At 70.7% G+C, this 23,067-nt stretch carries 21 protein-coding genes and 1 riboswitch; of the genes, 5 read left to right on the top strand and 16 right to left on the bottom strand.

The genetic code is table 11. The features are described from left to right. Window positions 1-215: DUF3046 domain-containing protein (locus tag L0H79_RS00730; protein ID WP_301482612.1), on the bottom strand; the 215-nt coding region annotated here is incomplete at its 3' end. 190 nt (window positions 216-405) lie between these two features. Here L0H79_RS00730 and L0H79_RS00725 point away from each other — a divergent pair. Further along, on the top strand, window positions 406-2,097 hold the full coding sequence (locus tag L0H79_RS00725; RefSeq protein ID WP_301482611.1) for a DUF3352 domain-containing protein: 1,692 nt from the start codon (window positions 406-408) through the stop codon (window positions 2,095-2,097). Between the two features lie 135 nt (window positions 2,098-2,232). Here L0H79_RS00725 and L0H79_RS00720 read toward each other — a convergent pair whose 3' ends face one another. From L0H79_RS00720 to rimO, 5 genes are read right to left on the bottom strand one after another with little or no spacing between them, the layout of a single operon-like run. Beyond that, window positions 2,233-3,072 (bottom strand): serine hydrolase, encoded by an 840-nt coding sequence (locus L0H79_RS00720; protein ID WP_301482610.1) that lies wholly within the window; start codon window positions 3,070-3,072, stop codon window positions 2,233-2,235. A gap of 13 nt (window positions 3,073-3,085) precedes the next feature. After that, the gene (locus L0H79_RS00715; protein ID WP_301482609.1) at window positions 3,086-3,388 is read right to left on the bottom strand and encodes a helix-turn-helix domain-containing protein; all 303 of its coding nucleotides are present in this window, start codon (window positions 3,386-3,388) and stop codon (window positions 3,086-3,088) included. A 1-nt stretch (window position 3,389) separates the two neighbouring features. After that, window positions 3,390-4,010: a CinA family protein gene (locus L0H79_RS00710; protein WP_301482608.1), complete on the bottom strand. Its 621-nt coding sequence runs from the start codon at window positions 4,008-4,010 to the stop codon at window positions 3,390-3,392. Continuing rightward, window positions 4,007-4,645, bottom strand: a complete 639-nt coding sequence (gene pgsA, locus L0H79_RS00705; RefSeq protein WP_301482607.1) for a CDP-diacylglycerol--glycerol-3-phosphate 3-phosphatidyltransferase — start codon at window positions 4,643-4,645, stop codon at window positions 4,007-4,009. The genes L0H79_RS00710 and pgsA overlap by 4 nt, the downstream gene beginning before the upstream one ends. Next, window positions 4,642-6,105 carry a 30S ribosomal protein S12 methylthiotransferase RimO gene (gene rimO / locus L0H79_RS00700; RefSeq protein WP_301482606.1) on the bottom strand — a complete coding sequence of 488 codons (1,464 nt, stop codon included), beginning with the start codon at window positions 6,103-6,105 and terminating at the stop codon, window positions 4,642-4,644. The genes pgsA and rimO overlap by 4 nt, the downstream gene beginning before the upstream one ends. 36 nt (window positions 6,106-6,141) lie before the next feature. Here rimO and L0H79_RS00695 point away from each other — a divergent pair, with 36 nt between their 5' ends. Beyond that, the gene (locus tag L0H79_RS00695; RefSeq protein ID WP_301482605.1) at window positions 6,142-7,284 is read left to right on the top strand and encodes a dipeptidase; all 1,143 of its coding nucleotides are present in this window, start codon (window positions 6,142-6,144) and stop codon (window positions 7,282-7,284) included. Between the two features lie 12 nt (window positions 7,285-7,296). On the opposite strand, the gene L0H79_RS00690 is transcribed toward L0H79_RS00695, so the two are convergent. Both L0H79_RS00690 and L0H79_RS00685 read right to left on the bottom strand, forming a co-directional pair. Next, on the bottom strand, window positions 7,297-8,022 hold the full coding sequence (locus L0H79_RS00690; protein WP_301482604.1) for a potassium channel family protein: 726 nt from the start codon (window positions 8,020-8,022) through the stop codon (window positions 7,297-7,299). An 83-nt stretch (window positions 8,023-8,105) separates the two neighbouring features. After that, window positions 8,106-11,012: a DNA translocase FtsK 4TM domain-containing protein gene (locus L0H79_RS00685; protein ID WP_301482603.1), complete on the bottom strand. Its 2,907-nt coding sequence runs from the start codon at window positions 11,010-11,012 to the stop codon at window positions 8,106-8,108. A gap of 261 nt (window positions 11,013-11,273) precedes the next feature. Continuing rightward, window positions 11,274-11,387: riboswitch (SAM riboswitch) on the top strand. Window positions 11,388-11,422: 35 nt separating this feature from the next. Here L0H79_RS00685 and L0H79_RS00680 point away from each other — a divergent pair. Further along, window positions 11,423-12,811 (top strand): aminotransferase class V-fold PLP-dependent enzyme, encoded by a 1,389-nt coding sequence (locus L0H79_RS00680; protein WP_301482602.1) that lies wholly within the window; start codon window positions 11,423-11,425, stop codon window positions 12,809-12,811. 49 nt (window positions 12,812-12,860) lie between these two features. Here the strand turns inward: L0H79_RS00680 and L0H79_RS00675 are convergent, their stop codons facing one another. The 5 genes from L0H79_RS00675 to L0H79_RS00655 form a co-directional block, all read right to left on the bottom strand. Then, entirely contained in the window at window positions 12,861-13,811 is a 951-nt protein-coding gene (locus L0H79_RS00675; RefSeq protein ID WP_301482601.1) for an endonuclease/exonuclease/phosphatase family protein, read from the bottom strand. A 4-nt stretch (window positions 13,812-13,815) separates the two neighbouring features. Continuing rightward, complete coding sequence (locus L0H79_RS00670; protein WP_301482600.1) at window positions 13,816-15,501, bottom strand: ribonuclease J; 1,686 nt, start codon at window positions 15,499-15,501, stop codon at window positions 13,816-13,818. Window positions 15,502-15,544: 43 nt separating this feature from the next. Continuing rightward, the gene (dapA, locus tag L0H79_RS00665) at window positions 15,545-16,432 is read right to left on the bottom strand and encodes a 4-hydroxy-tetrahydrodipicolinate synthase (protein ID WP_301482599.1); all 888 of its coding nucleotides are present in this window, start codon (window positions 16,430-16,432) and stop codon (window positions 15,545-15,547) included. A gap of 292 nt (window positions 16,433-16,724) precedes the next feature. Next, the gene (locus L0H79_RS00660; RefSeq protein ID WP_301482598.1) at window positions 16,725-17,174 is read right to left on the bottom strand and encodes a dihydrofolate reductase; all 450 of its coding nucleotides are present in this window, start codon (window positions 17,172-17,174) and stop codon (window positions 16,725-16,727) included. A 22-nt stretch (window positions 17,175-17,196) separates the two neighbouring features. Continuing rightward, complete coding sequence (locus L0H79_RS00655; RefSeq protein WP_301482597.1) at window positions 17,197-18,015, bottom strand: thymidylate synthase; 819 nt, start codon at window positions 18,013-18,015, stop codon at window positions 17,197-17,199. 362 nt (window positions 18,016-18,377) lie between these two features. On the opposite strand from L0H79_RS00655, the gene ilvG reads away from it, so the two are divergent. Both ilvG and L0H79_RS00645 read left to right on the top strand, forming a co-directional pair. Continuing rightward, window positions 18,378-20,126: an acetolactate synthase 2 catalytic subunit gene (ilvG, locus tag L0H79_RS00650; protein ID WP_301482596.1), complete on the top strand. Its 1,749-nt coding sequence runs from the start codon at window positions 18,378-18,380 to the stop codon at window positions 20,124-20,126. A gap of 194 nt (window positions 20,127-20,320) precedes the next feature. Further along, on the top strand, window positions 20,321-20,521 hold the full coding sequence (locus tag L0H79_RS00645) for an ACT domain-containing protein (protein WP_301482595.1): 201 nt from the start codon (window positions 20,321-20,323) through the stop codon (window positions 20,519-20,521). A 52-nt stretch (window positions 20,522-20,573) separates the two neighbouring features. Here L0H79_RS00645 and paaE read toward each other — a convergent pair whose 3' ends face one another. From paaE to paaC, 3 genes are read right to left on the bottom strand one after another with little or no spacing between them, the layout of a single operon-like run. After that, window positions 20,574-21,713, bottom strand: a complete 1,140-nt coding sequence (gene paaE / locus L0H79_RS00640; protein ID WP_301482594.1) for a 1,2-phenylacetyl-CoA epoxidase subunit PaaE — start codon at window positions 21,711-21,713, stop codon at window positions 20,574-20,576. A 5-nt stretch (window positions 21,714-21,718) separates the two neighbouring features. Next, window positions 21,719-22,222, bottom strand: coding sequence for a 1,2-phenylacetyl-CoA epoxidase subunit PaaD (gene paaD, locus L0H79_RS00635; protein WP_301482592.1), 504 nt, complete (start codon window positions 22,220-22,222; stop codon window positions 21,719-21,721). 5 nt (window positions 22,223-22,227) lie between these two features. After that, on the bottom strand, window positions 22,228-23,013 hold the full coding sequence (gene paaC, locus L0H79_RS00630; RefSeq protein WP_301482590.1) for a 1,2-phenylacetyl-CoA epoxidase subunit PaaC: 786 nt from the start codon (window positions 23,011-23,013) through the stop codon (window positions 22,228-22,230). Between the last annotated feature and the right edge of the window lie 54 nt (window positions 23,014-23,067).

Raw genomic sequence — 23,067 nt, 5'->3', positions numbered from 1 at the left:
GCCTCCCGGGCGTCGCGACCAAGACGCCGATGCTCGGGGACGTCCATGTCCTCGCACAGGGCCTCCCAGACGGTTCGGGGCGGCACACCCAGCTCGAGCGCCTGGCGGACCGTCCGGTTGCCGAGCGCGCCGAGGACGTGGTCGCGGGCCAGGGAGTCGGCGTAGCCCTGGCCGAACTCGTCCCGCATGAGGGTCCAGAAGTGGCTCATCCGCACGCTTCGAGTCTGCCACGTGGATCGCTCGACTCCTCCGCCCAGATCCGGCGGACCACGTGTTGAACCTCTCAGGTCACGCAATGGCACCAAACCCGCCCAAACTCGGCCCAACCGTGCCCCACCTTGTAGAGTTCGCCTCCGGACCCGGCGCAACCGGCCGGGTTCCGCCATGACAGGGGGACAGGACCACATGACTCAGCCGAACGACCCGACGCCACAGCCGACCCCGGGGAACCGCCCCGACGGCACCGACCAGACCCAGTCGATCCCGCAGTCGGACACCCAGGCGATGCCGACGCACTACGACTACCCGGGCGCCGCAGGCGGGGGGCCCGAGACCGACCCTGCGTCCACCGCGGACGTGCCGGAGCCGGCCCCGGGACAGGCTGCCGCCGAGGGGGTGCCGTTCAGCGACGACGCCGGGCCCAAGAGCACTCGGCGCCGCACCGGCCTGGTCGCGGCAGGCCTCGTCGGGGCCCTCGCCCTCGGTGGGGGCATCGCCTTCGGTGTCGCACAGCTCTCCGGTGACGGTGCCCAGCCGGCCGACGTGATCCCGGCAGACGCGCTCGCCTATGTCCGGCTCGACATCGACCCGTCGGCCGGGCAGAAGGTCGCGGCTGTGCGCTTCCTGAACAAGATCCCGGAGGCCAAGGACATCCTCGGCGCCGACGACATGCGTAAGGAGCTCTGGGACCGGGTGGTCCAGGAGTCCCAGAACGCCTGCCTCGCGAAGTTCGACTTCGCCAAGGACATCGCGCCCTGGCTCGGCGAGCGCGCGGGCCTCGGCGTCCGCCCCGGCAAGACCGACGGTCAGCAGAACCTGGTCGTCGTCCTGCAGACCTCCGATGCGGCACAGGCGAGCGACACGCTGACCAGGCTCACCGCCTGCAGCACGGAGTCGGACGAGCAGACCGACGTCCGCACTCGCGACGGCTACGTCCTGCTCACGCCGAAGGGCCAGGGAGATGCGACCCTCGCAGCCCTCGACAAGGGCAGCCTCGCGGGCAACTCGACGTTCTCGGGCGACATGGGCGCCCTCGGCGACCAGGGCATCGCGTCGATGTGGTTCGACGCCGGCAAGCTCGCCACGCAGGTCGACGCACCTGGTCCCACCGTCGGCGGGACCGCCCTCAGCTCGGTCCAGGGACGCGCGGCCATGACCGTGCGCTTCGATCCCGACTACATCGAGCTCGCCGGCATCGGACGCGGTCAGGACGCCGTGAAGCGCGTCGACGGCAACGGCGCGGAGCTCGCCTCGCTGCCCGCCGACACCATCGGCGCCGTCCAGCTCTCGGGTGGCGCCCAGCTCGTCGACTCGGCGTGGCCCAACCTCAAGAAGGCCCTGGACGACCTTCCGGGTGCGGGCTCGGGCAGCGACGTGTCGGGCATGCTCGAGGACCAGCTCGGGATCAAGCTGCCCGCCGACCTCGCGGTGCTGCTCGGCAAGTCCTTCACTCTCGCCATGCCCGAGCAGGCTCTCGGCTCAAGCCTGCCGACGATCGGCCTCAAGGTCGCCGGCACCGACGCGAAACGCGCTGAGGAGGTCCTCACCTCGCTCCAGGACGTGTCCGGCGGCGCGCTGCAGCTCGACACGAAGGTCGACGGTGACCGGCTCTACGCGGCGACGACCCCGGGATACACGGACGCGCTCGCGCAGGCCGGCAAGCTCGGTGACAGCGACACGTTCAAGACCGCGATCGGTGACACGAGCACGATGACCGGCGGCGTCTACCTCGACCTCGACCGGGTCGAGAAGTACTACCTGCCCGAGGTCGGCCCGGAGGCGCACGATGCCCTCGAGGCCCTGCGCGCCGTCGGGCTCAACGTCTCGTCCACGGGCGACGGCGAAGGCACCTTCTCGCTGCGCGTCGTCGGGAACTGACAGCCTCGCAAGCAGGTGCCCGGTGGCCTTGGCCACCGGGCACCTGACGTCGTGGAGCCATCCGGCATACCGCAATCCGGCATACCGCAATCCGGCGTACCGCCATCCGGCGTACCGCGTCGGCTTTCGCCCAGGTCACTCCGTGCAGACCCGCCACACGTCCTTGGCGAGGGAGGCGACGAGCGCGGCCGCCGCCGACTCGGACAGGTCGGTCGTCGTGCAGATCGACAGCACGAACGGTGCCCGGTCGACCGGACGCACGAGGCAGACGTCATGCGAGACGCCGTCGATCTCACCGGTCTTGTTCGCGGTGGAGACGTCTACCGGGAGACCGGCCGGGATCTGGTTGCGGTTCTTCGACCGGCTCAGCATCGCCTCCACCGGCGCGCAGACCGGGGCACCGCCGAGGGCGGTGTCATGGCGAGCCAGGCTTGCCATGAGACGACCGAGATCGGCTGCCGTCACGATGTTCGTGATACCGGCCTGACGGGCCCTGGTGTCCTCGATACCACGACGCACGACGGTCGTGTCCGAGCAGCCTGCGGCGTGCAGCACGTGGCCGATCTCGTCGATCCCGACCATCTCGAGCAGGATGTTGGCGGCGAGGTTGCCGGAGTGGGTGATCGCGTGGTCGCACAGCTGCAGGATCGAGCGGGTGGTGCCGTGCTCGAGGGCCGCCCACGTGCCCGAGTCCTGGTCCTCGGCCGGATCCACGGAGAAGCGGGACCCGTCGGCCACGGAGGTGAAGATGTTGTGGATCTCGACCGGTGCGGAGAGGTTGATCTGTCCGCGGGCCGCCTTGCGCAGGACGGCCAGGACGAGCGGCAGCTTCATCGTCGAAGCGGCGTAGTGCGGCTCGTCGGCGCCGCGCGCGAACCGGGCACCGATGAGGTCGCCCCACCACAGCGAGACGGTCCCGTGTTCTCCGGCCGCCTCGAGATGCTCTTCGAGAGTTCGGAACGGTGAGATCGCCATCGCGACTCCTTCGTCAGGCAGCCGAGGCCGACACCACGGCTGCTTCGTTGGGAACGGGCAGCGGCACTGTCGCCGCGAGCCCCTCTGACTCCGCCATGCGGCCGGAGACGTCGATCAGCACCTGCGACAGCGGCAGCTCGAGAGCGCCACAGATCGAGGCGAGCAGCTCGGAGGACGCTTCCTTCTCGCCACGCTCGACCTCGCTGAGGTAGCCGAGCGACACCGCAGCCGAGGCCGACACCTCGCGGAGCGTGCGTCCCTGGGACCGCCGACGCTCGCGAAGGACATCACCGAGCTCACGTCGCAACAGGGTCATGTCAACCTCCTCGGTGTCGTTCTCGATGTCGTTCTCGGGGGCTTTCCGGTGTGGGTGTCGTTCTTGGGCGCGCTGCCGATGTCGTTGCTGCTCGTGCCGTCTCCCCTACCGTACCCCGTCGGTCTGTCCGCGCATCTGAGCTTTTCACCGCCACGTCCAGCCGCTCGACGAGCAGCCGCAGCAGATGTTCGACGGTCGCGGCACGGATGTCTGCCCGGTCCCCGGTCAACCGCAGGGCCCGCGACTCTGTTCCCCCAGGGCCCGCGACTGCGACATGGACCGTGCCGGTGGGCTTGCCCTCAGCCGGCCCCGGCCCGGCGACACCGGTCGTCGAGACGCCCCACGTCGCACCGAGCCGGACGCGGACCCCTTCGGCCATCGCGACGGCCACCCGCGGGTCGACGGTGCCGGCCTCCGCGATGAGGGCGATGGGGACGCCCAAGAGGTCGACCTTCACCTCGGCTGCGTACGCCACCACACCTCCGAGCAGCACGACTGAGGCACCCGGCGTGTCGGCGATCGTCGCCGACACGAGCCCAGCGGTCAGCGACTCGCCACACGCGATGGTCTGGTGCGCCTCGGTCAGGCGACTGACGACGCGTGCCGAGAGCTCACGTGTCACGAGGTATCCCCAGGGCCGTGGCGGTGCAGCCGGGTCGCGCGGCTCGTCCGACGGAGCCGGTCGGCCTTGAAGACGTAGTCGATCCCGCTGGCGACGGCCGCCACGAGGGCCGCGCCGAGCACGACGTGGGCCAGGAAGCGCCATACCCCGGCGACGGGCAGTATCCACAGGGGGAAGGTGAGCGCCCCGAGCGAGACGGTCTGCAGGATCGTCTTGAGCTTGCCGCCCCGGCCGGCGGGCATGACGCCGTAGCGGATCACGACGAAGCGCAGCACGGTGACCCCGACCTCGCGGGCCAGCATGACGATGGTCACCCACCACCAGATCTCGCCGAGCACGGACAGGCCGATGAAGGCCATACCCATCAGGGCCTTGTCTGCGATCGGGTCGGCGACCTTGCCGAAGTTCGTGATCTGGCCGCGGCTGCGGGCGAGCCGACCGTCGATCCCGTCGGTGACGGCGGCCAGCACGAAAACCAGGCAGGCCCAGCCTCGCCACCATGGGTCCGCACCGTCGGCGTGCAGCAGCAGCACGCCGTAGACCGGCACCATCAGCACGCGCGCCACGGTCAGCGCGTTCGGCAGGTTCCAGTCCGACGGCTGCGACGGCGGGCCCTCGCCCCGGTGCACACTCATCCCGGCACCGCGACCAGGTCGACACCTTCGGTGGTCAGGACCGTCGCGCGCACCAGTTCACCGACGCGCGGGACACCTGCGGCACCGGGGAGGTGCAGGACCGTCACGCCGTCGACGTCCGGCCCCTGGAAGCCGGCCCGCCCGACAACCTCGTCGGCAGTCCGACCAGCACGACCTGGCACCGGCGCCTCCTCGACGAGGACGTCGACGACTTCGCCGACCCGCTCCTGGGCCCGCTGGGCGTTCAGCTCCTCGACGAGCCGACCGACGCGGTCGAGACGCTCGGCGATGACATCGCCGGGCACCTTGCCGGCCAGCGTCTCCGCCTCGGTGCCGTCCTCGTCGGAGTAGCCGAAGACCCCGACGACGTCGAGCCGCGCAGCGGTCAGGAACTGCTCGAGCTCGACGACGTCGGCGTCGGTCTCGCCGGGGAAACCGACGATGACGTTGCAGCGGATCCCGGCCTGCGGTGAGCGTGCCCGGACCCGGCCGACCAGGTCGAGGAACGCCTCGGCCGAGCCGAACCGGCGCATCGCGCGCAGCACCGGCTCGGAGGCGTGCTGGAACGAGATGTCGTAGTACGGCGCGACCCCCGGCGTCTGCGCCATCGTGGCGAGCAGACCGGGCCGGATCTCCGCCGGCTGCAGGTAGGAGACCCGGACCCGTTCGATGCCCGGCACGGTGGTCAGCTCGGGCAGCAGCTTCTCGAGCAGCGCGAGGTCGCCGAGGTCCTTGCCGTAGGACGTCGAGTTCTCCGAGACGAGGAAGAGCTCCTTGACCCCGCGCTCGGCAAGCCAGCGGGCCTCGGCGAGCACCTCCTCGGGTCGGCGGGACACGAACGCCCCACGGAACGTCGGGATGGCGCAGAAGGTACAGCGCCGGTCGCAGCCCGAGGCGATCTTCAGCGGCGCCCACGGCCGGCCGTCCAGGCGCGCCCGGATGACGCGGGGGCCGGTGGGCGGCACGGGGCCGGTCGGCTCGTCGCCGAAACCAGGCGTCGCCACGTGCCCGACCTCACCCCGCCGGGCGGCCGGGCCGAGTGGGAGCAACCTGCGCCGGTCACCGGGGACATGGCTCGAGACGTGTCCCCCCGCGAGGATCGTGCGCAGGTGCGCCGACAGGTCTCGGTAGGAGTCGAACCCGAGCACCGCGTCGGCCTCGGGCAGCTCGTCGGCAAGCTCCGCGCCATACCGCTCGGCGAGGCAGCCCACCGCCACGACCGCCCGGGTGCGCCCGCCCGACGCCTTGAGCTCGGCCGCCTGCAGGAGCACGTCGATCGAGTCCTTCTTGGCCTGCTCGATGAAGCCGCACGTGTTGACCACGGCCACGTCGGCCTGCGACGCGTCGTCGACCAGTCGCCAGCCCCCCGCCAGCAGACGACCGGCCAGCTCCTCCGAGTCGACCTCGTTGCGCGCGCACCCGAGGGTGACGAGGGCGACGCTCTTGCCGGGCCGGGTCATACGCACACTGTAGTTGCGGGGTGTTCAATGGCCCGCATGTCACCCACTGTGCCGCCACTGGACCGAGCCCGCGCCCTGCTCGACGAGCATCCGCTCGTCGACGGGCACAACGACCTGCCGTGGCAGCTGCGCGAGCAGGTGGGCTACGACTTCGACCGCCTCGACATCGCCGGGCCTCTCACGACGACCAACACGGACCTTCCCAGGCTGCGTGCCGGCGGGGTCGGTGCCCAGTTCTGGTCGGTCTTCGTGCCGAGCACCCTGCCCGGCCCGGAGGCCGTGGTCGCGACGCTCGAGCAGGTCGACGGCGTGCGCCGGATGATCGGGAGGTATGCCGCCCACCTCGCTCCCGCGCGGACCTCCGGTGACGTCGCGGCGGCGGCTCGTGAGGGCCGGATCGCCTCGCTCATGGGCGCGGAGGGTGGCCACTCGCTCGGCGGGTCGCTGGCCGTGCTGCGGCTGCTGCACGAGCTCGGGGTCCGGTACCTGACGCTGACCCACAACGACAACGTGCCGTGGGCGGACTCCGCGACGGACGTGCCGGCCGCCGGTGGCCTGACGGACTTCGGTCGGGAGGTCGTGCGGGAGATGAACCGGATCGGGATGATGGTCGACCTCAGCCACGTCGCCGCGTCGACGATGCGGGACGCGCTCGAGACGACCAGCGCACCGGCGATCTTCAGCCACTCGTCGGCGCGGGCGCTGTGCGACTCGCCCCGGAACGTGCCCGACGACGTCCTGGCAAGGCTCGCCGACAACGACGGAGTCTGCATGGTCACCTTCGTGCCGGAGTTCGTCTCCCCGGCGGCGGCCGAGTGGCGCATCGAGGCATCCGCCGCAGCCGCGCAGGTGGGCGTCGACGCCAAGGACTGGGTCGGCTTCCAGCGGTTCGTCGCCGGCTACGTGACCGACCACCAGAAACCCTCCGCGACGATCGAGCAGGTCGCTGACCATGTCGAGCACGTCCGGGAGGTCGCGGGCATCGACCACGTCGGGATCGGTGGGGACTACGACGGGACCGACACGTTCCCGGTGGGGCTCGAGGACGTGAGCGGCTACCCGCGCCTCGTCGCTGCCCTGCTCGAGCGGGGCTGGTCGGACGGCGACGGCGCGAAGCTCGTGCGCGAGAACGTGCTGCGGGTCATGCGCGCGGTCGAGGACGTCGCACAGGCCGGCTGAGCGGCATCCCCCTCACCGGTTGAAGCGCATGATCGTCAGGCCGACGAGGCGAGCCACGACGAGGGCGACGTAGAGGATGCCCGACAGCATCTGCAGCATGACGAACGACCGCACATGGGGTGTCACCGCGACGATGTCGGACAGTCCCGTGTTCGTCATCGTCGTGACCGACAGATAGAGCAGCTCGAACCAGCTGCGAGTGCCGGGCAGCTCCCCGCCGTGGATCGTGAACGAGTTTGGCCAGATGAACTGGACGGTCTGGTAGACGTACGCATACGCCCACACGACGACCGTGAAGGTGGCGCCGGTCGCGAACAGCTCGTCACGGGTCACCCAGTTGTCGGCGAACATGTACCGGATCAGGGCGTAGGCGATGTAGAAGTAGAAAAGCGCGTGCAGCAGGGCAGACACGAAGGCAAGCGGCACGATGTCCTGCCAGACCGCCTCGGCGACGGTCAGCAGCACGACAGGGACGCCCAGCACCGCCGCGACCCAGGTCAGGGCCGGAGTGGCCCGGGCGACCCGGACCGCGAGGAAGATGACCACGAGCGCCGCGGCACCGATCGCGGCCTTGGCGTAGTGGCCCAGGGTGGCGGTCTCGATGTACGGGTAGACGAACAGCAGCGCGATCTGGCCGAACAACAGGACCGCGCTGGGGGTCTCGCGGATGTTGCGCACCCAGCGTTGCCAACGGTTCAGCGGACGCAGCGGCTCGGAGAACGCGGGCCAGAGGTCCATTGACGACGACGACTCCATTGCAGGGACTCTAGTGACCAGGGCCGCTCACCCACAGTCCCGGGAGCCGAGCGGATGCCCGCCGGTCACCAGCGGTGCTCGGGCCTGTCGGTCAGCTGCCAGGCGTCCTCGGACTCGTCGTCCGCGAGGTCGTCGGGCTGCGGCGTGAGGTCACCGGGCGTCCACGAGCTCGCCAGGCCACGCCCGGTGTCGCCGTCGCGGTGCGCACTGCGCTGGGCCACGATCGCGGCCGTCCGCTCCGGGCTGTCGTGCTCGTCCAGGCCGGCACGGGACTGGTCCGCCACCGGCTCGCGGTCGACGACCGAGCCGTCGTACGGTCGTGCGCCGTCACCGACCTCTTCGGCGCCGGCGGCCCCGCCCACCGGGTCACGATCCGACGCGAGCGGCACGTCCTCGCCGCGGAGCAGTGCCAGAGTCGTCGGCAGGTCGTCGGGGCGGACCAGCACGTCGCGTGCCTTGCTGCCCTCGCTCGGCCCGACGATGCCGCGGGACTCGAGCAGGTCCATGAGCCGGCCGGCCTTGGCGAACCCGACGCGAAGCTTGCGCTGCAGCATCGAGGTCGACCCGAACTGGGTCGTCACGACCAGCTCGGCGGCCTGCAGCAGCACGTCGAGGTCGTCGCCGATGTCGTCGTCGATCTGCTTCTTCGGGGTGGCGACGATGACGTTCTCGACGTAGTTCGGCTTGAGCTGCTCGGTGACGAACCTGACGACGTCGTGGATCTCCGACTCGTTGACCCACGCACCCTGCACCCGCATCGGCTTGCTCGCGCCCATCGGCAGGAAGAGGGCGTCGCCCTGGCCGATCAGCTTCTCGGCACCGGGCTGGTCGAGCACGACCCGCGAGTCGGCGAGCGAGCTCGTCGCGAAGGCCATCCGGGAGGGCACGTTCGCCTTGATCAGGCCCGTCACGACGTCGACCGACGGGCGCTGGGTGGCCAGCACCAGGTGGATCCCCGCCGCGCGGGCGAGCTGGGTGATCCGCACGACCGACTCCTCGACGTCTCGCGGCGCCACCATCATCAGGTCGGCCAGCTCGTCGACGACGACGAGCAGGTAGGGATAGGCCGTGAGAGTCCGCTCCGAGCCGGCCGGCGGCTTGACCTTGCCGGCCCGGACCGCTTTGTTGAAGTCGTCGACGTGCTTGAAGCCGAACGCGGCGAGGTCGTCGTAGCGCTGGTCCATCTCGCGCACCACCCACTGGAGCGCCTCGGCAGCCTTCTTGGGGCTCGTGATGATCGGGGTGATCAGGTGCGGGATGCCCTCGTAGGCGGTCAGCTCGACCCGCTTCGGGTCGACGAGGACGAGCCGGACCTCCTCGGGTGTGGCCCGCATGAGGACCGAGGTGATCATCGAGTTGACGAAGCTCGACTTGCCCGAGCCGGTCGCACCCGCGACGAGCAGGTGCGGCATCTTGGCGAGGTTGGCGATGACGTAGGCCCCCTCGACATCCTTGCCGACCCCCATGACCATCGGGTGGTGGTTGCTGCGAGCGGTCTGGCTGCGCATCACGTCACCGAGCGCGACATTCTCGCGGTCGGCGTTCGGGATCTCGATACCGATCGCGGACTTGCCCGGAATGGGGCTGAGGATGCGCACGTCGGCTGAGGCGACGGCATACGCGATGTTCTTGGAGAGCGCCGTGACCCGCTCGACCTTCGTGCCCGAGCCGAGCTCGACCTCGTAGCGGGTGACCGTCGGGCCCCGGGTGAACCCGGTGACCGCGGCATCGATGTCGAACTGCTCGAAGACGTTGGTGAGCGACTCGACGACGCGGTCGTTGGTCTCGCTCCGTGTCTTGTGCGGCGCGCCGGGCGCCAGCAGCGCCTGGTCGGGCAGCCGGTAGGCGACGTCCCCGCCGAGCGAGAGCTGCTCGGCACGGGCCGGCATCGCGTTCGTCGGGGGCGCGAGGAGATCAGCCTGGGGGCTGTCCTTGGGGGGAGCCCCGTGCGTCTTCGGGTCGGTGGCGTCGACACCGGACGCGTCCGCCGGCGCCGGGGCGAGCAGGCCGGGCCTCGTCGGGCGCTTCTCGCCGGGCCGGAGACGCGACTCCTTCACGTCCGAGCCGTCGACCTGCGCTGCTTGGCGGAAGGCCTCGTCGCCCTCCCGGCCGTCCTGCAGGTCGACCGCGACACGCTTGCGGCGCTTGCGGCCGCTCGGTTGCGTGTCGCTCGGCGCGGCGTCCTGCGTTGCCGTCTCGCCGCGGTGCAGCACGAGGTCGCGCAGCCGGCGCAGCCGGGTCGGGATCAGGGTGACCGGGGTCGCGGTGACGACGAGCAGACCGAAGACCCCGAGCAGGCCGAGGATGATGACGGCGCCGTACCCGGAGACGGCCGCCGCAAGCGGGCTCGAGGCGAGGAAGCCGATGATGCCCCCCGCCGCGCGCATCCCGTCCGCCCCGTCGGGCGGGTTCGGGATACCGGCGGCGAGATGGGTCAGGCCGCAGGCCGAGACGGTGAGTGCGACGGTTCCCCACGTGATCCGGGCGTTCGCGGCGTTGTCCTGAGGTGCGCGGAGCAGGCGCACCCCGAGGGCGAGCAGCACGAGCGGCACGGCGTAGGTGACCCGCCCGAAGGTCCCGGCGAAGATCGCGTGGACGACCTGGCCGAACGTGCCCGGCACGCCCCACCATTCCCGCGCAGCGACGATGACCGCGAGGGCGATCAGGGCGAAGCCGAGGCCATCGCGGCGGTGCTCGGGCTCGAGGTCCATCGCGCTGTGGCCGACCCGGCGGACCGCCCCACCGGCCACGTGGGAGAGACCCATCCACGTGTTCCGGATCGCCCGCAACGGCAGCGGCAGCCCGCCGCCCTTGGCCTTGCGCCGGGGTGACTTGGTCGCTGCCGGACGCGCCGCGGAGCGGGGCGACCGCGCGGCAGGGCGACGGGTCGAGGCCACCCGGGATGAGCCCCCGGACCCGCCGCTCCGGGTTGCGGCGGAACCACGGGTGCTGCTGGACGGACGAGACGGCATGACCGCACGGTACGCCAGGAAGCCCTCCTGGCACACGTGCCACACGCGCAACAGGGGACGGATGTGCGCGGGATGTGACGCGTGGGCGAGCCCGTATGCCGCTCACCTCCGTGCGCGACGCCCCTTGCCCGGCGCCCGCCCTCGAGCGGACAGAACGTGCCGGTCGAGCGGGCACAGAACAACGGGACCCTGTCTCGGATGGCGACACGCGCAGGTCGGGGTGTGGACCAGCCCTGCCCAGTGCCCCTACCCTGCTGGTCAGGTCAAGAGCGTCAGCGTCAAGCCCCGGCTCGCTGGCCAGCAACCCTCCTTCCGCGGCGGGGTGCTCCGGGTGACGACCGGGTCGTTCCCGTCCGGGGACGGCAAGCGCGGACCTGCGTTTGCGGGTCCCAGACCCGTTGGGAGCTGTGATGTCCCTGCTCACCCCTGCTGCCCCGATCGCCCCCGTCCATGAAGCCACCACACCGCCCGCGGCTGTGGCACGGCAGGGTTCGTCCTTCGTGTCGGAGCCCCCGCGCCTGGTTGGCGCCGACCTGCGCGTCCCGACGCGGCAGGGCGCGCAGGTCTACGGCAACCTCGACCACGGCGCGTCCACCCCCGCCCTTTTCGCGGTCAAACAGGCCGTCGAGGCGACCCTCGAGACCTATGCATCGGTCCACCGAGGGGCCGGCTGGGCCTCGCGAGTGACCAGCGCCTGGTATGAGCAGGCCCGTGACGAAGTCGCCCGGTTCGTCGGTGCACGGCCCGACGACGAGGTCCTCTTCACCCGGACGACAACCGACTCGTGGAACCTGCTGGCACGGGCGCTGCCCGACGACGCGGTCGTCTTCGTCTTCGAGAGCGAGCACCACTCGACGCTGCTGCCGTGGGAGGCGATCCGTACCGTACGGCTGCCGATACCCAGCAGCATCGACGAGGCCCTCGCTCTGTTGGACCGCGGACTCGAGGCACACCTCGCGGCGGTGCGTCTCGTCGTGGTCACCGCCGCATCGAACGTCACCGGGGAGATCTGGCCCGTGGCGCGGCTTGCCGAGATCGCGCATTCCCATGGTGCACGGATCGCCGTCGACGCGGCCCAGCTTGCGGCCCATCGCGCGGTCGATCTCGCCGCCTGGGACGTCGACTATGTCGCCTTCTCAGGGCACAAGGTGTACGCGCCCTTCGGGGCGGGCGTCCTCGCCGGCCCTCGAGACTGGCTCGACGCCGGTGAACCGTACCTGGCCGGCGGCGGCGCGACCCGCTCGGTGTCGCAGTTCTCGACCATCTGGCAGACCGGACCGGCACGCCACGAGGGCGGCAGCCCGAACGTCGTCGGTGCCATCGCCCTCGCCGCGGCATGCGCGACCATTGCCCGGCACCGCCCGGCCATCGAGGCACACGAGGCGCATCTGCTGGATCGGCTGCGATCCGGCCTCGCGGCGATCCCGGGCCTGCGGCGACTGCAGATCTTCGGCGGCGACGCGGATCTGGTGGGCGTCGTCACCTTCACCGTGCCCGGACTTGACCCGTCTCTCGTGTCCCAGGCCCTCTCATGGGAGCACGGAGTCGGTGTACGAGACGGCAAGTTCTGCGCACACCTGCTCGTCGACCGGTTGCTGGGCATCGAGCAGCCTCTCACGACGGCGGTGCGGGCGAGCATCGGCCTCGGCACGACGGAGGAGGCCGTCGACCGCCTGGTCGGCGGCGTCCGTCGGCTCGTCGAGATCGGGCCGCTCGACGAGTGGACCCACGGCGCGTCGGGCTGGACCCTCGCCGCCGGGGATCCCCGCGACCCCGCCGCGGTCCTGCCGCCCTGGTGACGGCTCGACCGGGAGATGGTGCCCGCTCGAGCGGGAGATGGACGGGAGGTCACTCGAGCGCGTACTTCGCCCACACGAGGAAGTGGTCCGAGCCGTGGAAGGCCACCTGCCCGGCGTCGACGACCGACAGCCCACGGCTCAGGACGTGGTCGAGCGCGACGAAGGGCGGCCAGCGCCGGCCCACGACCGGCCAGGTCCGGACCCAGCCGAGCCCCGCTGCGCGCTGCGCGTCGACCAGCCCGTCCGCGAGCCGGCGGAAGGCCGGGTGGCCGAACGAGGCGTTGAAGACGCCGGCCAGGACGAGCCGATCACCGGCCGGGACGTTCTGCTTCCACCGGTTCAGTGCGCTGAGAGCGGCCCGCCACTGCTCGGTGGTGCCCGGCAGCGGCGCCATCGGATGGGCGGCCTTGAGCCGGACCGGCCGGCCGTCGACGGTCAGGACCACCTCCGGCTGCAGGCTCGCGGTTCCCTCCACGGCGGGATCGGCCGTGCCGGCCACGACGGCCATCGGCACCCGGCTGTAGACCGTCGTGCCGGTGAAGGTGTCGGGCCGTGCCTGACCGGTCCGGTTCCCGAGCAGCCGGGTCAGTCCTGCCGCATCGAGGCGGTCGATGACCTCGGGTGTCGCCTCGGTGAGGACGAGGACGTCGACGTCGTGGGCCCGGACCGCCGCCATGACCTGGTCGGCGTTGGCCCGGCCCTGGTCGAGGTTGGCCGCCATGACGGTCAGGTTCGCCTGCCCGGGCACGGTGTGCGCGAAGAACGTCGGCAGCGCCATACCCCACGCTGCGACGGCGCAGGCGGCGACCGGCAGGAGCATCCACCACCGGCGCAGCAGCACGGTCCCGACGGTGAGCAGGCCGAGGCCGATGACGACGAACGGGCCCAGCGACTGGAGCACGATCACGGGCCGCCACGTCGTGTCGACCCACCGGGTGCCCCCGACGACGACGAGCAGGACGAGCAGCGTCCCGACGACCGCGTCGAGCCAGCGCCGCACCGGGTCAGGCCTGCATCACGACCGGGATGATCATGGGTCGGCGCCGGAGCTTGCCGCCGGCCCACGAGCCGATCGCCCGGCGCACGACCTGCTGGAGCTGGTGGTCGTCGCGCACCCCGTTGCGGACCGCCTCCTCGACGGCGCGCTCGACCTTCGGGATGACGCTCTCGAAGATCTCGTCGTCCTCGGCGAACCCTCGCGCCATGATCTCGGGGCCGGAGGCGATCTTGCCGCTCGCCGCGTCGAGCACGACGACGCAGGTGATGAAGCCCTCGTCGCGCAGGATGCGCCGGTCCTTCAGCAGCGCCTCGTCCGTGCCGCCGATGTTGCTGCCGTCGACGTAGACGTAGCCGCAGTCGACAACTCCGGTGATGAGCGCCTGTCCGTCGACGAGGTCGACGACGACGCCGTCCTCGGCCAGCAGGACGTTCTCGTCGGGCACGCCGGTCTCCTTGGCGAGCTGCGCGTTGGCGTACATGTGCCGGAACTCGCCGTGGACGGGCAGGACATTGCGTGGCCGCACGATGTTGTAGGCGTAGAGCAGCTCGCCGGCACTCGCATGGCCGGACACGTGCACGTTGGCGATGCCCTTGTGCACCACCGTGGCGCCGAGACGCATGAGCCCGTTGATGACGCGGTAGACGGCGTTCTCGTTGCCCGGGATGAGGCTGCTCGCGAGCAGGACCGTGTCGCCGGGGCCGACGTCGATCTTGTGGTCACGGTTGGCCATCCGCGACAGGGCGGCCATCGGCTCCCCCTGGGACCCCGTCGAGATGAGCACGACCTCGTCGTCGGGCAGGTCGCCGATCCGCTTGAGGTCGACGAGGATGCCATCGGGCACGTGCAGGTAGCCGAGGTCGGCGGCGATGCCCATGTTGCGGACCATCGAGCGCCCGACGAACGCGACCTTCCGGCCCGCCTTCTCCGCCGCGTCGAGCACCTGCTGGACCCGGTGGACGTGGCTGCTGAAGCAGGCGACGATGATGCGTCGCTGGGCGTGCCGGAAGATCTTGTCGATGGCTGGCGCGATCTCGCGCTCGGGTGTGGTGAAGCCGGGGATGTCGGCGTTGGTCGAGTCGGTGAGGAACAGGTCGACACCTTCCTCGCCGACGCGGGCGAAGGAGCGCAGGTCGGTCAGGCGTCCGTCGAGCGGGAGCTGGTCCATCTTGAAGTCGCCGGTGTGCAGCAGCGTCCCGGCCGGGGTGCGGACGAAGACGGCGAGCGCGTCTGGGATCGAGTGGTTGACCGCGATGAACTCGAGATCGAAGGCGCCGAGCCGTTCGCGCTGGCCCTCCTTGACGGCAAGCGTGTACGGCTTGATGCGATGCTCCTTGAGCTTGGCCTCGACGAGGGCAAGCGTCAGGGTCGACCCGATCAGGGGGATGTCTCCCTTGAGCTTCAGCAGGTACGGGACGGCGCCGATGTGATCCTCGTGGCCATGCGTGAGCACGACTGCCTCGATGTCGCCCAGCCGGCCTTCGAGGTAGGAGAAGTCCGGCAGGATGAGGTCGACGCCCGGGTGGCTGTCCTCGGGGAAGAGGACGCCGCAGTCGATGACGAGCAGCCGCCCCTGGGTCTCGAGGACGGTCATGTTGCGGCCGATCTCGCCGAGGCCGCCGAGGGCGACGACACGCAGGCCGGTTCGGTCGAGCGCCGGTGGATAGGTCAGTTCCGGATGCGGGTGGCTCACGTAGCTCCTGTCGGGTGATGGGTGGACGTGTCGGAGCGACGGCTCAGTCGCCGATCGTCGCGAGGGCGACGCGCAGTATCTCGAGCTGGCTCTCGTCGGCGGGCACCAGCGGAAGACGCACGGTGGGTGTCGCGATGTGGCCCTGCTCCGCCAGCGCGGCCTTGGCCATGATCGCGCCCTGCGTGACGTGCATGACGGCGTCGACGATCGTGTGCAGGGACCGGTGCACCGCGCGGGCCTCGTCCCAGCGCCCGTCGACGACAGCGTCCGCCATTCGTCGGTATGCCGCTGGGCTCACCTGGGAGGTCACGCCGACGAAGCCGGTGGCCCCGTTCACGAAATGGGCGAGGTCCAGCGAGTCGTCGCCGGAGTACCAGGCGAGCCCGGTCGCCTCCATGATCTGGCTGGCGAACCAGAGGTCGGCGCGGGCGTCCTTGACCGCGACGATGCGGTCATGTTCGGCAATCCTCAGGTAGGTGTCACGAGCGATGGCGATCCCGGACCGCCCCGGGATGTCGTAGACCATGACGGGCAGGTCGCTCGCCTCGGCCAGGGCGAGGAAGTGCGCGACGAGCCCCGCCTGCGGTGGCTTGTTGTAGTACGGCGTGACGGCGAGCACGGCGTGGGCTCCGGCCTTCGCGGCGGCCCGGACCGACTCGACGCTCTTGGCCGTGTCGTTGCTCCCTGCGCCCGCCACGACGACCGCCCGGTCTCCCACGGCGTGCACGACGGCCCGAAGCAGGTCCTCCTTCTCGCCGGCCGAGGTCGTCGGCGACTCGCCGGTGGTGCCGGAGATGATGAGCCCGTCGTGGCCCTGGTCGACCAGGTGCGCGGCCAGGCCCGCGGCGGACTCGAGGTCGAGGGAACCGTCCTCGTGCATGGGCGTGACCATCGCCGAGAGAACACGTCCGAGCACGGGTGCGTCTGCCATGCGCCAAGGTTAGCGGCCCGGTGCGACACCGGCCCGGCCTCGTCCGGACCGGTGACCACAGACTCGGCGGACGGGTGCCGACGGGTCCGAGCCATTGCCGCTCCGAGCCACACTGATGCGTCGAGCCACATCTCTAAGCGGCCCGGGAGGGCGGACCTGGAAGCAGGGCACTACTCGCTCGGGGGTCCGAGTAGTGCCCTGCGTCCCTACCATCGGTAGGGACCGACCTGGCGTTACAGTGCGGGCCGTGCTTTCTTGGTGCGGGCCGGCTCCGACAGTGGCCCGACGGTTCTCACCGGCGCTTGTGGACCACCCAGGTGAAGCCGTCGTGCGGATCGCGCGAGACCTCGCGCCACTCGGCAGGGTCGACGTCGGGGAAGGTGACCGAGCCGGCCGGGGACTGATCCACCTCCGTGACCAGGAGGCGAGCGGCATACGGCATGGCGGCGCGGTAGATCTCCCCCCCGCCGACGACGAAGACCTCGTCGGCGGGACCAGCGAGCGCGAGTGCCTCCTCGACCGAGTGGGCGGTCTCCACGCCGGGCTTGAACCACTCGGGCTGCCGCGTCACGACGATGCTGCGCCGCCCCGGTAGGACCCCCGTCGACTCGAAGGTGCGCCGCCCCATGATCATCGGGTGGCCCATCGTCGTGCGTTTGAAGTACTTCAGGTCCTCGGAGATGTGCCACGGCATCGTCGTGCCGTCGCCGATGACGCCGTTGCGCCCGACGGCCACGATCATCGAGACAAGGGTCATGGCCGGCTCAGACGGCGATGGGCGCCTTGATGGACGGCTCGGCAACATAGTTCTCGAGGACGAAGTCGTCGAGGTCGAACTCGTCGATGTGCCGCTTCGCCGGGTTGATCCGCATCGTCGGCAGCGGATGAGGCGTGCGCGTGAGCTGCAGTCGGGCTTGGTCGATGTGGTTGAGGTAGAGGTGCGCGTCGCCGAGGGTGTGCACGAACTCGCCCGGCTCCAGATCGGTCAGCTGGGCCACCAGCTGGGTCAGCAGCGCATAGGACGCGATGTTGAACGGCACGCCGAGGAAGATGTCGGCGCTGCGCTGGTAGAGCTGGCAGGACAACCGACACTTGCCCGAGTCTTCAGGACCCGCCGGCGAGACGTAGAACTGGAACATCGTGTGGCATGGCGGCAGCGCCATGTCCTCGATGTCGGCGACGTTCCACGCGGAGACGACGAGGCGGCGGCTGTCGGGGTTGGTGCGGATCTGCTCGATCACCTTGGCGATCTGGTCGACGTGGCGCCCGTCCGGCGTCGGCCAGGAGCGCCACTGGTGGCCGTAGACCGGGCCGAGGTCGCCGTCGGCGTCGGCCCACTCGTCCCAGATCGTGATACCTCGGTCGTTCAGCCACTTCACGTTCGTCTCGCCGCGCAGGAACCACAGCAGCTCGCCGATGATCGAGCGCAGGTGCAGCTTCTTGGTGGTGAGGGCAGGGAAGCCGTCGGCCAGGTCGAAGCGCATCTGGTAGCCGAAGACGCTGAGCGTGCCGGTGCCGGTGCGGTCGGACTTCTCCTGGCCGTGGGTCAGCACGTGGTCGAGCAGGTCGAGGTACTCGCGCATGGATGCAGCGTAGCCGCGCTCGTCGGCACGCCACCGACGCCGAGCGCGCGGGTGGTAGAACACAACAAGTCCTTGGCCGGCCGACGGCTCACGCTCGCACAGGTCGACACCGGCGGACTTGTTGTGTCCTTGTGCCCGCCTTGCCCGTCTCGCCGTCCCTGGGCCGCCGCCCGTCTCGCAGGGTGGTCGGCCGGTTTCGCCACTCGGCTGGCTGCACTAGTGTGTTCCTCGTGTTGACATGGCTCAGCTCGATTATCGGGCGGCGCGCGGGAATCTGACCCGAGCCGTCCTGGACCGCGCGCCCCTCACCAGACCGGTGATCGGGCGCTTTTTCTTTGCCCATGAGGAGAGAGGAACGCCCGATGACCACCGTGCAGAGCCGCACCACCACCACCGAGGCGCAAGCTGTCAGGACAGGTGCCCAGTGGATCGTCGACGTCCTGGCCGAGCAGGGCGTCACGACCGTCTACGGCTACCCGGGCGGAGCGATCATGCCGCTCTACGACGCGCTCTACGACGCAGACGTGCGGCACGTCCTGACCAGGCACGAGCAGGGAGCGGCCCTCGCGGCCGTCGGCCACGCCCGGTCGACCGGGCAGGTCGGCGTCTGCCTCGCGACCTCCGGCCCCGGCGCGACGAACCTGGTCACCGGCCTTGCCGACGCACTGCTCGACTCCGTCCCGGTCGTCGCGATCACCGGGCAGGTCGCCTCGCCGCTCATCGGCACCGACGCGTTCCAGGAGGTCGACGTCCTGGGCCTGTCCCTCGCCTGCACGAAACACAGCTATCTCGTGCGCGACGTCCGCGACCTGCCGCGCGTGCTCGACGAGGCATTCGAGCTGGCGCGGTCGGGCCGACCCGGCCCAGTGCTCGTCGACGTCGCCAAGGACGTCCAGCTCGCGCCGGTTCCCGCGGACGTCCTGATGGCCCGAGCTGACGCCAACGACCACCCGACGGCGCAGACGCGCGGGGCGAGCCCAGCGGCATACGGGCTGGGTCTGGAGGTCGACGAGCAGGACGTCGCCGCGGCGCGAGAGCTCATCCGTATGGCGCGACGCCCGGTCCTCTACGTCGGCGGAGGTGTCGTCTCGGCGGACGCCACGGCCGAGCTGCGCGCCCTCGCGCGCGCGACGGGCATCCCGACCACGACGACGGCCAAGGCGCTGGGGGCGCTGGAGCGCGGCGCAGGCCTGCACCTCGGGATGCTCGGGATGCACGGCAACGCCGCCGCCAACCTCGCCGTCCAGCAGGCCGACCTGATCGTCTGCGTCGGGGCGCGGTTCGACGACCGGGTGACCGGCAACCCGGCGACGTTCGCTCCGGGTGCCCGGGTCGTGCACCTCGACGTCGATCCCGCCGAGGTCGGCAAGGTGCGACGGGCCGACGTGCGCCTCATCGGCGACCTGCGTGAGCTCCTGCCCCGCCTCACCGTCGAGACCGACATCGAGCCGTGGCGCACCCGGGTCGGCGAGCTCGCCCGGCAGCACGGGTGGCGATACGACCATCCCGGCGAGGGGATCTACGCACCGGCCCTGCTGCGCGAGCTGTCCGAGCGGATGCCGGCCCGGACCGTGGTCACGACCGATGTCGGCCAGCACCAGATGTGGGCCTGCCAGCACGTCGAGGTCGATCACCCACGCGACTTCGTCACCTCCGGCGGGCTCGGCACGATGGGGTTCGGCCTCCCGGCAGCCGTCGGCGCCCAGCTCGCGCGACCCGGCGACACGGTCGTCTGCATCTCGGGCGACGGCTCGATCATGATGAACATCCAGGAGCTCGCCACGCTGCGGCGCTACGGCCTGCCGGTCAAGATCCTGCTGCTCGACAACCAGCGGCTCGGCATGGTGCGCCAGTGGCAGGAGCTCTTCTTCGAGGCCCGCTACAGCGAGACGACGCTCGATGACAACCCCGACTTCGTCGCGGTGGCGGCGGCGTTCGGTGTGGCCGGACGGCACATCTCGCGCCGGGACGAGGTGGCGGGCGGTGTCGCCGAGCTGCTCGCCTGCCCCGGCGCGTTCCTGCTCCACGTGTCGATCGACGCGCAGGAGAACCTGTGGCCCCTCGTGCCACCCGGCGCGAGCAACAGCGACATGATGGGAGAGCTCCCGTGAGCGCCGACCGACGCGAGGACACGACCGAGCGCCAGCGAGGGAGGCCCGCAGCGGCGGGAAGAGGCGCGACAGAAGGCATCAGCGCCGACCGACGCGAGGACACGACCGAGCGCCAGCGAGGGAGGCCCGCAGCGGCGGGAAGAGGCGCGACAACGGGCACGAGCCGGTCACCAGGCACGACACACCTTGAGGTCGTGGCGCGGGTCGCCCCAGAGCTGATCGAGCGGCTCGGCCGGGTGCTGCGACATCGCGGGGCCCTCGTGGAGCGGCTCACCTTCGAAGCCTGCGCGAGCGAGGCAGTGCTGCACGCGGACGTGCGGTGCGCCGCACCGGTCGAGGTCATCGTCGCTCAGCTCGAGCGCCTTCCCGACGTGCACTCGGTGCGTGCGTCATGAGCGCCGACCCGGCGCTCCGATCCTTCCTCGCTGACGCTCGGTCGAGTCTCACTCAGACGTCGTAGTCCAGCTCCACCTCGTCGGTCACCGGGTGGCTCTGGCAGGTCAGCACGAGACCGCGCTCGACCTCGTCCGGCTCCAACGCATAGTTGCGGTCCATCCGCACCTCGCCGGTGAGCAGCTTGGCCCGGCAGGTCCCGCAGACCCCGTTGGTGCACGAGAAGGGCGCGTCCGAACGCACCCGCAGCACCGCGTCGAGGATGACCTCCTCCCGGCTCGGCATGGGCACGATGCTGGTGCGCCCGTCGAGCGACACCGTCACCACGGCCTCGGGCGGTGCCGACTCGTCGATGACAGGCTTGCGCCTCGGCCCGGTGCCGTCGTCGACGTGGAAGATCTCGTGGTGGATATGGCGCGCCTGCACACCCCGGTCCGTGAGCAGCTTCTCAGCACCTGTCACCATCCCGAAGGGGCCACAGAGGTACCACTCGTCGACGGTCTCGACCGGCACGAGCGCCGCGAAGAGCCGTTCGAGCCGCTCCGGGTCGAGCCGGCCGGTGAAGAGCTCGACCTCCTGCGGCTCACGAGAGAGCACGTGGACGAGCTGGAACCTGCTCGGGAAGCGGTTCTTCAGGTCCTCGAGCTCCTCGAGGAACATGATCGTGTCGGTGCGGCGGTTGCCGAACAGCAGCGTCACCCGCGACCCGGGCTCATCCTCCAGGGCGGTCCCGATCAGCGAGATGACCGGGGTGATGCCTGACCCGGCCGCGATCGCGACGTGATGCCGTATGGCGCCAGGCTGGGCGGCGCAGGTGAACGACCCGAGCGGGGTCATGACGTGCAGGTGCTGGCCCACGCGCAGCTCGTCGTTGATCCAGTTCGACATCCGCCCCTCGGGGACCCGCGCGACCGCGACACGTCGGGTACCGGCCCGGCCGATGGCATGCAGGGACTGGCAGATCGAGTAGGACTGGCGGACGTCCTCGCCCATGATCCCGGACCGGAGGGTCAGGTGCTGGCCGGGCAGGAAGGCGTACTCCTCTGCGAGGTCGTCGGGCACCCGGAAGGTCACCGCGACCGCGTCGTCGGTCAGCCGTTCGATGTCGAGGACCTCGAGCTCGTGGAACACCGCCCGGCGCCCGGACGGTGAGGAGGACTCGTCTGCGACGAGGGTGGTCTCGATGTCGGTCATGGGCGTCACATTGCCTTGAACTCGTCGAACGGCTCACGGCACGCGTTGCAGCGCCGCAGCGCCTTGCACGCGGTCGAGCCGAAATGGGCGATCTCGGTGGTGTCGTCCGACCCGCAGTGGGGGCAGACCACGACGTGGCGGCGCAGCTGGAGCGGGACCGGGCCGGCGGCACGGACCGGGCCGGGGGGGGCGATGCCGAAGCGGTGCAGCGCCTCCTTGCCCTGCTCCGTCATCCAGTCGGTCGTCCACGCCGGCGAGAGCTGCGTGCGCACCTCGACGGCAAGACCCCGCACCGATGCCTCGTGCTCGATGCGCGACCGGATCAGCTCCATGGCCGGGCAGCCCGAGTAGGTCGGGGTGATCGTCACGGTGACAGTGCGGGCGTCCTCGTCGAGCACGACCTCTCGCAGGATGCCGAGGTCGGCGATCGAGATGACCGGGATCTCCGGGTCGGGGATCGCCGAGATCGCCTGCACCACAGCGTGCTTCGTCCCAGAGTCAACAGCCATCGTGCTCACCACGTCGCCCCCGGATGCGACCGTGCGATGTGCTGCAGCTCGGCAAGCAGGAAGCCCATCGGCCTGGAGTGCAGCCCGTCGCGGCCACCACGCGAGCGCCAGCCGGGCGCCTCGGGCATCGTCAGCGTCGCCTCGGCGACCGTCGCCTCGACGACGTGCTGGGCTCGGGCACGCAGCTGACTCGGCGCCATCGCGACGAGACCCGCCTGGACCGCCTCGAGCGACATGGGGTCGTCCTCGAACAGCTCGTCGACATACGGCGCAGCCCAGTCGATCGCCGCCTGCATCCGCCGGTGCGACTCGTCGGTCCCGTCCCCGAGCCGCAACACCCAGTGCCGCGCGTGGTCGAGGTGGTAGCGCACCTCCTTGACGGCCTTGCCCGCCACCCCCGCCAGGACGGGGTCGCTGGAGGCGAGCTGAGCGGCATACAGCTCGTTCTGGTAGGCCGCGAACCACAACATCCGCGCCATCTCCCGCGCGAAGTCACCTCGCTCCTGTTCGACGAGATGCACGTTGCGCCACTGCCGCTCGTCACGGAACATCGCGTAGTCGTCCTCGCCGCGGTCGGTGCCGTCGAGCTCGCCGATGCGAGGGTAGAGCCCGCGCGCCTGACCGAGCAGGTCGAGCGAGACGTTGCCGAGCGCCATGTCCTCCTCGATCTGGGGTGCGTTCGTCATCCACTCCCCCAGCCGTTGCGCGTAGACCATCGCGTCATCCGCCACACCGAGCAGGTATGCCGCCGAGCCCCCTTGCGCTGCAAGCTCGCTCGTGTCCTCGCTCACGGCTTCTGTCGCGCCTCTTCCCTGCGCTCCGGGCCTCGCTCGTTCCGCCCACGC

The sequence above is a fragment of the Intrasporangium sp. genome (genome assembly GCF_030452765.1).
Lineage (GTDB): Bacteria > Actinomycetota > Actinomycetes > Actinomycetales > Dermatophilaceae > Intrasporangium_A.
Note: the sequence above shows the minus strand (reverse complement) of the source record. Positions and strands in the feature narration are given on the sequence as shown.